Source organism: Pseudomonas sp. PDNC002, assembly GCF_016919445.1.
Taxonomy (GTDB): domain Bacteria; phylum Pseudomonadota; class Gammaproteobacteria; order Pseudomonadales; family Pseudomonadaceae; genus Pseudomonas.
On the sequence record NZ_CP070356.1, the window covers coordinates 171,812 to 184,500 of the forward strand.

Sequence of the window (12,689 nt, forward strand, 5' to 3'; positions counted from 1 at the left end):
AAACGTGGGGCGCATAACCCATTGCGGTTATCCGCCGATGCGCTTGATGGCGCCAGCGTCCGCCCCTCACCCCAGCCCTCTCCCGGAGGGAGAGGGGGCAGCAAGTGCCGGCTGACGCTGAGGTTTCATCCTGCACCGAGCGGTCCCCTCCCTGCGGGAGGGGGCGCTCTTGCGAGGATCAGATGTGTCAGCCCTTGAGCTTGGACCAGATACGGTCCTGCAGCTCGCGGGACTTGTTGCTGCATTCCTTTTCCAGGCGCAGCCGCTGTGTGTATTCCTCAGGCATGTTGATCGCGTCCATGACCTTCCACTTTGCGTCGAGCAACTGGTCGGTCTGGATGCCGTTGGAATAGGCGATGGCGTTGGTCACCGCGGCGGCGTTCTCCGGCTTCATCATCCAGTTGATGAAGACCTTGGCGTTCTCCGGGTGCGGCGCGCTTTTCGGCACGGCGAAGTTGTCCTGGAAGGAGGCCACGCCCTCGCGCGGGTAGACGTACTTGATGGTGCTCTTCTGCAGCGTGGCGCGCGCAGTGGAGCCGTTCCAGTTCTGCATCAGCACCACTTCGCCGGAGGCCATGCGGTCCACGGTGTTGTCCGAGCTGTACATCTTCAGGAAGGGCTTCTGCTTCTGCAGCAGTTCGAGGATCTTCTTCGCGTCTTGCGGGTTCTCGGTGCACTCGTCGACGTTCAGGTAATGCGCGGCGGCGTTGATCAGGCTGCTCGGCGTGTCGAGCGCAGCGACCTGGCCTTGCAGCTCCGGACGCGGCTCGAAGAATTCCTTCCACGAGTCATCCAGCTTGCCGCCCGGCACCCGCGCGCTGTCGTAGGAGAAGCCGGTGGTGCCCCACAGGTAAGGCGCCGAATACTTGCGGCCGGGGTCAAAGCCCGGATCGCGGAAGGCCGGCTTCACGTACTGGAAGTTGGCCAGGGTCGGCGTGTCGATCTCCCGCAACAGGTCCTGCTTGATCAGCGTTTGCATGATCGAATGCGACGGCACGATCACGTCGTACGCGGCACCGCCGGCCTGCAGTTTCGCCAGCAGGGTTTCGTTGCTGTCGTAGCCGTCCATGGTGACCTTGATGCCGGTCTCCTTCTCGAACTTGGCCAGCAGTTCCACCGGGTAGTAGTCGGTCCAGTTGTAGAAGAACAGCTGCTTGGGTTCCTCGGCCTGGGCAACGCCCGCGGCCAGCAGGGCGAGGGACAAACCGGCAAGGCCGTGACGCAGGGCATTCAACTTCATAGGGCTCTCCGAAAAGCTAAAGGTCAGGGTCGGCAGTCGTTATCAAGCGTCCGGTTTGCCGCGCTGGCCGAGCCAGTACGACAGCACCACGAGGACGATGGAAATCACCAGCATGAGCGTCGAGATGGCATTGATCTCGGGTGTCACCCCGGCCTTGATGGCCGAGAAGATGTAGACCGGCAGCGTCGTCGAACCAGGGCCGGCGACGAAGAAGGTCATGATGAAATCGTCGAGGCTGACCACGAACGCCAGCACTGCGCCGGACAGCACCGCCGGCCACAGCAGCGGCAGCGTCACGCGGCGGAACACTTGGTAGGGGCTGGCGTAGAGGTCGCCGGCGGCTTCCAGCAGGCTCTTGTCCAGGTCGTTCAGGCGTGCGCGGATCGGCAGGTAGGCGAACGGAATGCAGAAGCCGACGTGGGCGACGATCACCGTCATCAGGCCGAGCTTGATGCCCAGCGACATGAACAGCAGCAGCGTGGCCACCGCAATGACGATCTCCGGCAGGATCAGCGGCAGGTTGATACCGCCCTCCACCATCCGCCGCCCGTAGAACGGCCGCGAGGTCGCCAGCGCCGCCGCCAGGGCGATCGCCGTGGACAGCACGGTGGCGAAACCGGCGACCACCAGCGAGTTGAACGCGGCGGCCTGGATCGAGGGGTTGGCGACGATCTTGCCGTACCAGGCGAAGGAGAATTCGGTCCACACCGTGGCCGAGCGGTTGGCGTTGAAGCTGTAGGCGATCAACACGAAGATCGGCAGGTACAGGTACGCCAGCACCAGCAGGCTGGTCTCACGGGTGCCGGGGAGTTTCTTCAGGTGCTGGGCGATCATGCGGAAGCTCCCAGGTGGACGGCCTTGGCGGCGCGGCGGCTATAGAGGGCGAACGCGATCAGCGCGAGCAGCATGATCGCCAGCAGCAGAAACGACAGCGAACCGCCCAGCGGCCAGTTGCGCGCGGTGCCGAACTGCTGCTGGATCAGGTTACCAATCATCAGCGTCTTGCCGCCGCCGAGGATGGCGGGGGTGATGAAGGCGCCCAGGCTTGGCACGAACACCAGCAGCGAGCCGGCGATCACACCGGGCATGGACAGCGGCAGGATCACCCGGCGCAGCGCCTTCCAGCGATTCGCGCCGAGGTCGTAGGCGGCTTCGACGAGGCGCCAGTCGAGCTTCTCCAGGGTCGAGTAGATCGGCAGGATCATGAACGGCAGGAAGCTGTAGACCAGGCCGACGCAGACCGCGAAGTCGTTGTACAGCAGGGTGATGCCACCGGCCTGGGGGAACAGCGCATTGACCGTCTGCGCGATCCAGCCGTGCTCGCGCAGGATGATCAGCCAGGCGTAGTTGCGGATCAGCAGGTTGGTCCAGAACGGGATGGTGATCAGCAGCACCATGAGGTTGCGCGAGCGCTCGCTCAGGCTGGTCATCCACAGCGCCACCGGGAAGCCGAAGAGGAAGCACAGCAGCGTGGTGCCACCGGCCTGGAACAGCGAACGCAACAACGCCTGGGCGTAGACCCAGTTGAGCTCCAGGTTGCCGTCGAAATCCTCCTGGAAGAACAGCTGCACGTAGCTCTGGATCTGCCAGTCGGCGTGCCAGTCGACGCCGCCGTAGAGGTTGCGCGGCAGCAGGCTGATGTAGCCCATGATCGCCAGCGGAATGGCGATCAGCCCGAGCAGCGTCAGCGCCACCGGGCTGAGCAGCAACAGGCGTCGGGTAGTGGGCGACTCCTTCATGCTCAGGCCTCCATCAGCAGGCAGGCCTGCGGCGGCAGGTGCACCGCCACGGCCTCGCCGACGTCACGGGCGCGGCCGCCTTCATTGCTCTCACGCAGAGTGATCTGCGAGGAATCGGGCAGGCGGCAGCGATACAGCGTGGCGGTGCCGACGTACATCACCGTCTCGATCACCGCGCGCAGGTGGTGCGGCTGCGACGGGTCGACCAGCTTCGAGCGCTCCGGGCGGAAGGCCAGTTGCACGCTGGCGCTGCTCAGGCCGGCCGGCATCTCACAGGGAATCTCTGCGGCCATGGCGTTGGGGTGGAAGCCGCCCTGGCGCATCTGGCCGGGGAGGAAGTTGATGTCGCCGATGAACTGCGCGACGAAGCGGTGGGTCGGGCGTTCGTAGATCTCGTTGGGCGTGCCGATCTGCATGATGTTGCCGTGGGACATCACGGCGATGCGGTCGGACAGCGTCAGCGCTTCTTCCTGGTCGTGGGTGACGAAGATGAAGGTGATGCCCGCCTCTTCCTGCACACGCTTGAGCTCGACCTGCATTTCCTTGCGCAGCTTCAGGTCCAGGGCGGACAACGGTTCGTCGAGCAGCAGGACTGATGGCTTGGGCGCCAGCGCACGGGCCAGGGCCACACGTTGCTGCTGGCCGCCGGAGAGTTCGGCTGGCTTGCGCCGGGCGAGATGTTCCATCTGCACCAGCGCGAGCATTTCCTTCACCCGCTTCGGAATCTCCGAGCGCTGCAGGCCCTGCATCTCCAGGCCGAAGGCGATGTTCTCGCTCACCGACATGTGCGGGAACAGGGCGTAGCTCTGGAACACGGTGTTGATGCGGCGGCGGTACGGCGGCAGGTCGTTGACCCGCTCGCCGCCGACGAGGATGTCGCCGGAGGTGACGTTCTCGAACCCGGCGATGCTGCGCAGCAGCGTGGTCTTGCCGCAGCCGGACGGCCCCAGCAGGGTGAAGAATTCGTTGTGGGCGATGTCGACCGACACTTCGTTGAGGGCGGGAGCGACGTTGGGATCATCGGTGTAGCGCTTGCTGACCCGACGCACCTCGACTGACGACGAGTGATTCATTTTGGTGCATTCCTCTTGTTTTTGTATGCAATATTTGAATGCAATCTAGAAATAGCTGATGTATTTTTCTTCTGCAACTGGTTTTGCACGGACGGTTTTGCGGCATCCTTTGAAGGGTCAAGCAAGAGGCGGAGTCGCTCATGACGGAGAAGCACCCCGAATCCACGGTGGAACGCGTCTACCAAGGGGTTTACGAGGCGATCAGCAAGCGCAGCCTGCGCCCGGGCATGAAGCTCGGCGAGGCGGCATTGGCGGATTTGTTCAAGGTCAGCCGCACTTCGGTGCGCGCGGCGCTGAAACATCTGGAAGCGGATGGGCTGGTGTCCAGCGCGCTCAACAAAGGTGCGTGGGTGTCGTTACCCAGCGACGAGGAGATCCGCTCGCTGTTCGAAACGCGGCGGCTGATCGAGATCGGCATCGTCAGCGAACTCTGCCGCCGCGCGGACAGCGCGATCATCCAGGACCTGCGTGACCACGTGGCACTGGAAGAGGCGACCCATGACCATGACCACGCACGGTTCGTCCACCTGCTCGGCGAGTTCCACCTCAAGCTCGCGGCGGCGCTGAACAACCCGGTGCTGCTGGATTTCTTCCGCAAGCTGATCGAGCGCGCCTCGCTCTACGCCACCACCCTGGACGACGATCAGCACGAGACCTGCCGAGGCAACGAGCACCAGAAGTTGATCGAGTACATCGAATCGGGCAACCAGGCGGCGGCCATCGAGTTGACCTGCATGCACCTGAACGCCATCGAGCAGGCGATTATCAAGGCGGCGGGGAACCTGAAGGCGGACTATCACCCGCTCAAGCATCTGATTGGTGGCTGAGTAACGCCATGCCGCTTTTGTGTAGGAGCGAGCTTGCTCGCGAACCGCAGCTCCCAGCTGACGCCAAAGCCCGCCACCGCACCGGGCGGCCCCCTCTCCCTTCAGGGAGAGGGTTGGGGAGAGGGCAACAGGGCATGCCTGAACTCCGGCGAGGGGCCTGGCTCCATTCCCCCTCCCTAGCCCTCCCCCTGAAGGGAGAGGGGACTGTACGGCGCGAGCGTTGGAAATTGGAGTCAGCCGGGAGCGCTGGTTCGCGAGCAAGCTCGCTCCTACGAGGAGCCAAACAAAACGCCCGGCATTGGCCGGGCGTTTTCATTCAGGCGGTCGGGCCACCCGTGATGCGATCGAAGCCCCGGCGGATTTCCTCTTCGGGCAGGTTGTCACCGATGAAGACGATCACGCTCTCGCGTTGCTCATTGCCCTTCCACTCGGTATCCCAGTCGAACCCATAGAGCCGCAGCACGCCCTGGAACACCAGGCGGCGCTCCTCGCCGGCGATGTTCAGCACGCCCTTGTAGCGCAGCAGCGAGTTGCCGTGCCATTGCAGCAGGTCGTCCATGAATTCGCTGAGACTCTCGATATCCAGCGGGTTGTCGCTGCGCAGCACCAGGGTGGTGATGCGGTCAGTGGTGTCCGCCGCCGGGCGCACTGGGCGTAACAGCGGGCGCAGGCCGACATCGGCATTGAGGTTGAAGCCGCGCACGTCGAGCAGGCGCTCCAGCTCGATGGCGCCGTGCTCCACCGCGTGGATTTCCGCGCGGCGGTTGATGCGTTGCAGGCGCTCGACCAGGGCGTCGTATTGCTCCGGCGACACCAGGTCGCGCTTGCTCACCAGGATGCGGTCGCCGAAGCCAACCTGGGCCTGAGCGATGGCTTCCTGCAGATGGCGGTCGGCGTTGGCGGCGTCCACCAGGGTGATGATGCCGTCGAGCAGGTAACGCTCGCGCAGGGTTTCGTCGACGAAGAAGGTCTGCGCCACCGGCGCCGGGTCGGCCAGGCCGGTGCACTCGATTACCAGGCGGTCGAAGTCCAGCTCGCCGTTGTCGCGGCGCTCCAGCAGGACGTAGAGCGCACGCTCGAGGTCGCTATTGATGGTGCAGCAGACGCAGCCGTTGGACAGCGTCGTCACCTGCACCGCATCGTCGCCGAGCAACTGAGCGTCGATGGGCGTCTCGCTGAACTCGTTCTCGATCACGGCGATCTTCAGGCCGTGTTCGGCCTTGAGGATGTGCTTGAGCAGAGTGGTCTTGCCGGCCCCGAGGAAGCCGGTGAGAACAGTCACCGGAATCTGCGGCACGCTTGCGGAATCGGTCATGGGAACATCCAGGCAATCGGAAATGAAAACGGGCCGCGATCGCTCGCGGCCCGTCCAATAATCAATGAAACGTCGGCGAGGCAGCCAAGGCAAGGCGCCAGGGGCCGGAAAAAGCGGAGTCTACTGCAGTAGATGAGCATTTTTCCGGCCCCTGGCAACGCGGCTTCGGCCACGCCGCCAGTTTCATCGCATCAGCAGCAGCGGATGGGGCGTCCCTTGCCGCCACCGTAGCGCGCTTCCTGGCGCTCGCGGAAGAACTCCTCGTAGGTCATCGGAGTCTTGTCCGGGTGCTTGTTCTGCATGTGCTGAACGTAGGTGTCGTAATCGGGCATGCCGACCAGCATGCGCGCGGCCTGCCCGAGGTACTTACCCATACGGCTGAGGTCATTGAACATGGTGAACCTCCATCAGGCGTCCGGGATCGGCTGGAATGGCGACTCGTTGTCGGTGCGCTCCTTCTTGGTCCAGGCGGCCGCGCCAACCTTGATGGCATACACCAGCACGCAGAGCACCACCAGCAGGAACAGCACGGTGAGGCCGGCGTTGATGTAGGCGTTCATCATCACGTGCTGCATCTGCGAGATGTCCTTGGCCGGGGCAATGATCTGCCCGGCGTCCAGGCCGGCCGAGTACTTCTTGCCCAGGGCGATGAAGCCGACGGCCGGGTTGCTGTCGAACAGCTTGATCAGGCCGGCGGTGGTGGTGCAGATCAGCAGCCAGGCGGCCGGCAGCGCGGTCACCCAGACGTACTGCTGACGCTTCATCTTGATCAGCACGACGGTGGCGAGCATCAGTGCGATCCCGGCCAGCATTTGGTTGGAAATGCCGAACAGCGGCCACAGGGTGTTGATGCCACCCAGTGGGTCGACCACGCCCTGGTACAGCAGCCAGCCCCACAGCGCGACGCAGCCGCCAGTGCCGACGATGTTGGCGGTCCAGGAGTCGGTTTTCTTCAGCGCCGGAACGAAGTTGCCCAGCAGATCCTGCAGCATGAAGCGCCCGGCACGGGTACCGGCGTCCACCGCGGTGAGGATGAACAGCGCCTCGAAGAGGATCGCGAAGTGGTACCAGAAGGCCATGGTGTTCTCACCCGGCAGCACCTGGTGAAGGATGTGCGCGATACCTACGGCGAGGGTGGGTGCGCCACCGGCGCGGGCCAGGATAGTGGTCTCGCCGATGTCCTTGGCGGTCTGGGTCAGGATCTCCGGAGTGATGGTGAAGCCCCAGCTGCTGACGGTCGCGGCGACTGCGGCAACGTCGGTGCCGACCACGGCCGGCGGGCTATTCATGGCGAAGTAGATGCCCGGCTCGATGACCGAGGCGGCGACCATCGCCATGATGGCCACGAAGGACTCCATCAGCATGCCGCCGTAGCCGATGTAGCGGGCGTCGGGCTCGCGGTTGAGCAGCTTGGGCGTGGTGCCCGAGGAGATCAGCGCGTGGAAGCCGGAGACGGCGCCACAGGCGATGGTGATGAACAGGAACGGGAACAGGCCGCCCTTCCACACCGGGCCGGTGCCGTCGGTGAACTGGGTCAGGGCCGGCATCTTCAGTTCCGGCATGACAATCAGGATGCCGATGGCCAGGGCAATGATGGTGCCGATCTTGAGGAAGGTCGACAGATAGTCGCGCGGCGCCAGCAGCAGCCATACCGGCAGTACCGAGGCAATCGCGCCGTAGGCGATCAGCATCCAGACGATCTGCACGCCATGGAAGGTGAACACCGGCGCCCACTCGGGGCTGGCGGCAACCTGGCCGCCGAGCCAGATGGAACCCAGCAGCAGCGCAACGCCGACCACGGAAATCTCACCAATGCGGCCCGGGCGGATGTAGCGCATGTACACGCCCATGAGGATCGCGATCGGGATGGTCGCCATCACGGTGAACATGCCCCACGGACTTTCGGCCAGGGCCTTCACCACGATCAGCGCGAGCACCGCGAGGATGATGATCATGATCAGGAACGCGCCGAACAGGGCGACGGTCCCCGCCACCTGCCCCATTTCCTCGCGTACCAGCTCACCCAGCGAGCGCCCATTGCGGCGGCTGGAGATGAACAGCACCATGAAATCCTGCACGGCCCCGGCCAGCACCACGCCGGCGATCAGCCAGAGCGTGCCGGGCAGGTAGCCCATCTGCGCCGCGAGCACAGGGCCGACCAGCGGGCCGGCGCCGGCAATGGCGGCGAAGTGGTGACCGAAGAGGATGTGCTTGTTGGTCGGGACGTAGTCCAGACCATCGTTGTTGAGGACCGCAGGGGTCGCTCGGTTGGGGTCCAGTTGCATCACCTTGGTGGCGATGAACAGGCTGTAGTAGCGGTAGGCGACCAGGTAGATGGCTACGGCCGCGACGACGATCCACAGTGCGTTGATGGCTTCGCCGCGGCGCAATGCCACGACTCCCAAGGCAAAGGCACCGACTATCGCCACCACCAGCCATGCAAGGTGACGTAGCAGGTTGTTGTTATTAGTCATAGCGAGGCTTCCGACAGATTAAAGGCGAGAATTCGCAGAAAAATTCTAGTCCTTTCCCGCGACCCATTCATACGACCTTAGTCTAGGGCGATTACGCGCTTATTGCCGGAGGTCAATCGAATTCCGACCGCGCAGTCAGGAAACGAAAAAGCCCGCCATAAGGCGGGCTCTTCATGGTGCAACGGTGGATCAGGCCGGCTGCTTGGCGTATTGAGCCAGCACCTGATCGCGGCTCATCACCGTCAGGGTGTTGTTCAGCACCTGCTCGCCGGTGGCGTCCTTGGAGGCAAAGATCTCACCGAAGTGCTGCTGGGTGACTTGAGCGAAATGCGCACGATCCTGCGCGGGGATGCCCAACAGGACCGCATAGGCGTCCAGCGCCTCCCCGTGCCCTTGGGCCATGTTCTCGGCAATATTGTCGAGCATGCCGTTCATGGCGAAGATCGAACGACCGCCGTAGCTGATGCGCTGGCTGGCATCGCAACCGTTGGTGCCGGAGGTCAGGCCGAAGGTGGCGTTACCCGACGTACCGTTGGTGGTAGTGGCCAGCAGGTGCGGGAACAGGCCACGCTGCCCGTCGAAGACCATGTTGCCCCAACCACATCCCTTGCCGCTCTGACCGGCCTCGTCGGCGTGCGCCAACAGGCTGGCGGCGCTCAGCACCCCAATGATCAAACCCTTGCTCACGAGCTTCTTATCCATGTTCTGCACTCCGCAGTTGGTATTGGATTAACGCTCATGGAGCTTTGGCGAGGGCCGGCACCCTGTCAAACCGACACGGGATATGTCTGACGGACGAAACATCGGAAACTGGCGTGCGACGCGTTACCTGTGGCTTCTGTCTATAGTGAGGCGAAGCAGAAACGGCCGGAGAGCCATGACATGACTGACGATCACGACGAGCGCCGGCGCTTCCGGCGCATCGCCTTCGACGCCGGCACCGAGATCAGCCAGGGCGACCAGCGCTGGAAGGTAACGCTGCTGGATCTGTCGCTGCAGGGCCTGCTGGTGCAACGGCCGGAGCACTGGCAGGTCACCGCTGGCGAGCCCGTACAGGTGCGCATCTACCTGGGCTTCGACGTCAACGTCTATATGGAGGCCGACCTGGCCTGGGAGCGCGAGGGGCTGCTGGGCTTCACCTGCCGGCACATTGACCTGGACTCCATCAGTCACCTGCGCCGTCTCGTGGAGCTGAACCTGGGCGACGAATCGCTGCTGGAGCGGGAGTTGACGCTGCTCAGCGAGCATTGAAGGACCGTGCCAACGTCCGCTCCTACACAAAGGTTGGCATTCTCGTAGGAGCGGACCTTGTCCGCGATCGGCTATCACCAACGCTGAAGCGACTCTATTCGAACAGCGCATCCAGCGCCTGCTCCAGGCGAGTCACCGCGATGACCTGCAGGCCGGGCGGGGATTCCTTCGGCGCGTTGCCCTTGGGCACGATGGCGCGCTTGAAGCCGTGTTTGGCGGCTTCCTTCAGACGCTCCTGCCCACTGGGCACCGGGCGCACCTCGCCTGACAGACCGACTTCGCCGAACACCAGCAACTGGTGATCCAGCGGCCGATTGCGCAAGCTGGACATGACCGCCGCCATCAGTGCCAAGTCCGACGCCGTTTCAAGAACTTTCACACCACCCACTACGTTCAAGAACACGTCCTGGTCGTACGTGGGAATACCGCCGTGACGGTGCAGCACGGCCAGCAGCATGGCCAGGCGGTTCTGGTCCAGGCCGAGGGTCACGCGTCGCGGGTTGGCCAGATGGCTGGTGTCCACCAGCGCCTGAACCTCCACCAGCATCGGCCGCGAGCCTTCCCAGGTGGCCATGACGACGCTGCCCGGCACCGATTCCTGGGCGCGGGTCAGGAAGATCGCCGAAGGGTTGGAGACTTCCTTCAGGCCGCGGTCGGTCATGGCGAACACGCCCAGCTCGTTGACCGCGCCGAAGCGGTTCTTCACCGCCCGCAACAGGCGCAGGCGGCCATCGGACTCACCCTCGAAATACAGCACGGTGTCGACCATGTGCTCCAGCACGCGCGGGCCCGCCAGCGAACCTTCCTTGGTGACATGGCCAACCAGGAAGATCGCCGTGCCGCTCTGCTTGGCGAAGCGCACCAGCAACGCCGCGCTCTCGCGCACCTGGGCGACACCACCGGGCGCGGACTGCAGTTGTTCGGTAAAGATGGTCTGGATCGAGTCGATCACCATGACCTTCGGCTGCTCCTGGCGCGCCGTGGCGATGATGGTCTCGATGCAGGTCTCGGTCATGACCTTGAGCTTGTCTTCCGGCAGGCCCAGGCGGCGGGCGCGCATGGCGACCTGCTGCTGGGACTCCTCACCGGTGACGTAGAGCGCCGGCAGGCGCGTGGCGATGTTGCAGAGGGTTTGCAGGAGGATGGTGGACTTGCCGATGCCGGGATCGCCGCCGATCAGCACCACCGAGCCATCGACCAGGCCGCCGCCGAGGGCGCGGTCCAGTTCAGCCGAGGCGGTGGAGAAGCGCGGCATTTCCTCGACGCTGACTTCGGCGAGGGTCTTGATGTTGGCCTGCTGGCCAGCCCAGCCGCCGCGGCCGGAGGAGCTGTTGCCCGAGCCGCCGGTCGGGGTGGTGTCGATGACGGTCTCGACCAGGGTGTTCCAGGCGCCGCAGTCAGGGCATTGGCCGGCCCATTTCGGGTAGGTGGCGCCGCACTCGGTGCAGCCGTACATGCGCTTGGCCTTGGCCATGGGCGGACTCCGTCGAAGACAAAGCCCGCATCATAGCCAATCGGGCCAGGCGCTTCAGGCCCCATTTACGATCCCGCGTTGGTCCCGGTCCTTGACGCAGTCATGCCGAGGCGCAGCAGATCGTATGCCGATTCTCAGCTCGCCAGACGGCGGTACTGGCTTTCCATATCGTGCTTGAGGCTCTCGCGGCGCATCAGCAGTGAGGCGAGGGTGCAGTCGGGGCGCTCGATGCCCTCTTCCACGCGGCCAATGCGCTGGTCCAGCAGCTCGTACTGCAGCTTCAGGCGGACCAGACGCTCCTGCGCGCGGAGGGTTTCGACGTTGCGTTTGGGGAGCTTGGTGACGGACTTGCCAGAGGACGAAATGGCTTTACGCATGGCGGTGGCACCGGTTGGAAATAGATGACAGGAGCCTACGCCTCGCTCCGACCCACACCCTTGACTCCGGTCAAGCTCAGGAAGATCGCCTGAGCAGGTCGGCGATCTCGTCCTTCAGCGTCACGCGCTGCAGTTTCAGGGAGTTGAGAGAGAGGTCGTCCATCGCCTCGCGGCCGTCCTCGATGTCGTAGATTTTCTTGTCCAGCTCTTCATAGCTGGCGGCCATGCGGGTGAAGTTCGCGTCTTTCCCGTGCAACCGGGTCATGAGTGCCTTCTGGTCGGGAAATTCGCGGGACAGGGGATGATGCTCGAGCGGCATGACGGGCCTCCTTGTGTGGATGGGTTGCCCCGTAAGCCTAGACCACCGCGCGTAACCGCCCAGCGCCGCCGGTCCAGCGGCACTTTTACCGCCGTTCGGGGTGTTCATGCCGGATCGGGCCGCTAAACTGCCAGCTGTCCCCTCTTAAGTAACAAGGAGTCTGTGCATGAGTCTGCTTAGCGAGTTCAAGGCCTTCGCCGTCAAGGGCAATGTCGTCGACATGGCCGTCGGTATCATCATCGGCGCCGCGTTCGGCAAGATCGTGTCTTCCTTCGTCGGCGACGTGATCATGCCGCCCATCGGCCTGTTGATCGGCGGTGTGGACTTCTCGGACCTGGCGATCACGCTCAAGGCTGCCGAAGGCGATGTGCCCGCGGTGGTCCTGGCCTACGGCAAGTTCATTCAGACCTGCCTGGACTTCATCATCGTCGCCTTCGCCATTTTCATGGGTATCAAGGCGATCAACCGCCTCAAGCGTGAAGAAGCCGTCGAGCCCAGCGCTCCGCCGGTGCCTACGCCCGAGGAAACCCTGCTGACCGAGATCCGCGACCTGCTCAAGCAGCAGAACAACCGCGCTCCTTGAGCAGATCTCTGATCCTC

General features: G+C 63.9%; 14 protein-coding genes. 3 read left to right on the forward strand and 11 right to left on the reverse strand.

Going from position 1 to position 12,689, the window contains the following annotated elements; genetic code table 11:
• Positions 1–187 precede the first annotated feature (187 nt).
• The 4 genes from JVX91_RS00890 to JVX91_RS00905 are packed head-to-tail and all read right to left on the reverse strand — an operon-like array spanning position 188 to position 4,052.
• Positions 188–1,240, reverse strand: coding sequence for an extracellular solute-binding protein (locus tag JVX91_RS00890; protein WP_205337594.1), 1,053 nt, complete (start codon positions 1,238–1,240; stop codon positions 188–190).
• Between the two features lie 42 nt (positions 1,241–1,282).
• Positions 1,283–2,074, reverse strand: coding sequence for an ABC transporter permease (locus tag JVX91_RS00895; protein WP_045216633.1), 792 nt, complete (start codon positions 2,072–2,074; stop codon positions 1,283–1,285).
• Positions 2,071–2,979 carry an ABC transporter permease gene (locus tag JVX91_RS00900; RefSeq protein ID WP_054906520.1) on the reverse strand — a complete coding sequence of 303 codons (909 nt, stop codon included), beginning with the start codon at positions 2,977–2,979 and terminating at the stop codon, positions 2,071–2,073. The genes JVX91_RS00895 and JVX91_RS00900 overlap by 4 nt, the downstream gene beginning before the upstream one ends.
• A gap of 2 nt (positions 2,980–2,981) precedes the next feature.
• Positions 2,982–4,052, reverse strand: coding sequence for an ABC transporter ATP-binding protein (locus tag JVX91_RS00905; protein WP_205337595.1), 1,071 nt, complete (start codon positions 4,050–4,052; stop codon positions 2,982–2,984).
• 140 nt (positions 4,053–4,192) lie between these two features.
• Here JVX91_RS00905 and JVX91_RS00910 point away from each other — a divergent pair, with 140 nt between their 5' ends.
• Complete coding sequence (locus JVX91_RS00910; RefSeq protein ID WP_205337596.1) at positions 4,193–4,879, forward strand: GntR family transcriptional regulator; 687 nt, start codon at positions 4,193–4,195, stop codon at positions 4,877–4,879.
• Positions 4,880–5,195: 316 nt separating this feature from the next.
• Here JVX91_RS00910 and yjiA read toward each other — a convergent pair whose 3' ends face one another.
• The 4 genes from yjiA to JVX91_RS00930 all read right to left on the reverse strand — a co-directional run bounded on the left by yjiA (position 5,196) and on the right by JVX91_RS00930 (position 9,370).
• Positions 5,196–6,194: a GTPase gene (gene yjiA, locus JVX91_RS00915; RefSeq protein ID WP_205337597.1), complete on the reverse strand. Its 999-nt coding sequence runs from the start codon at positions 6,192–6,194 to the stop codon at positions 5,196–5,198.
• A 191-nt stretch (positions 6,195–6,385) separates the two neighbouring features.
• Positions 6,386–6,589: a YbdD/YjiX family protein gene (locus JVX91_RS00920; RefSeq protein ID WP_015478970.1), complete on the reverse strand. Its 204-nt coding sequence runs from the start codon at positions 6,587–6,589 to the stop codon at positions 6,386–6,388.
• Between the two features lie 12 nt (positions 6,590–6,601).
• Entirely contained in the window at positions 6,602–8,668 is a 2,067-nt protein-coding gene (locus JVX91_RS00925) for a carbon starvation CstA family protein (RefSeq protein ID WP_205337598.1), read from the reverse strand.
• Positions 8,669–8,857: 189 nt separating this feature from the next.
• Positions 8,858–9,370, reverse strand: a complete 513-nt coding sequence (locus JVX91_RS00930) for a DUF3015 domain-containing protein (RefSeq protein WP_205337599.1) — start codon at positions 9,368–9,370, stop codon at positions 8,858–8,860.
• A 180-nt stretch (positions 9,371–9,550) separates the two neighbouring features.
• On the opposite strand from JVX91_RS00930, the gene JVX91_RS00935 reads away from it, so the two are divergent.
• Entirely contained in the window at positions 9,551–9,919 is a 369-nt protein-coding gene (locus JVX91_RS00935) for a PilZ domain-containing protein (RefSeq protein ID WP_205337600.1), read from the forward strand.
• Between the two features lie 94 nt (positions 9,920–10,013).
• Here the strand turns inward: JVX91_RS00935 and radA are convergent, their stop codons facing one another.
• The 3 genes from radA to JVX91_RS00950 all read right to left on the reverse strand — a co-directional run bounded on the left by radA (position 10,014) and on the right by JVX91_RS00950 (position 12,089).
• Positions 10,014–11,393 (reverse strand): DNA repair protein RadA, encoded by a 1,380-nt coding sequence (radA, locus tag JVX91_RS00940; RefSeq protein WP_205337601.1) that lies wholly within the window; start codon positions 11,391–11,393, stop codon positions 10,014–10,016.
• A gap of 134 nt (positions 11,394–11,527) precedes the next feature.
• Positions 11,528–11,770 carry a hypothetical protein gene (locus JVX91_RS00945; protein WP_205337602.1) on the reverse strand — a complete coding sequence of 81 codons (243 nt, stop codon included), beginning with the start codon at positions 11,768–11,770 and terminating at the stop codon, positions 11,528–11,530.
• A gap of 76 nt (positions 11,771–11,846) precedes the next feature.
• The gene (locus JVX91_RS00950; RefSeq protein WP_205337603.1) at positions 11,847–12,089 is read right to left on the reverse strand and encodes a DUF465 domain-containing protein; all 243 of its coding nucleotides are present in this window, start codon (positions 12,087–12,089) and stop codon (positions 11,847–11,849) included.
• A gap of 166 nt (positions 12,090–12,255) precedes the next feature.
• Between JVX91_RS00950 and mscL the strand changes: the two genes are divergently transcribed.
• Complete coding sequence (gene mscL, locus JVX91_RS00955) at positions 12,256–12,672, forward strand: large-conductance mechanosensitive channel protein MscL (RefSeq protein ID WP_205337604.1); 417 nt, start codon at positions 12,256–12,258, stop codon at positions 12,670–12,672.
• Positions 12,673–12,689: the final 17 nt, after the last annotated feature.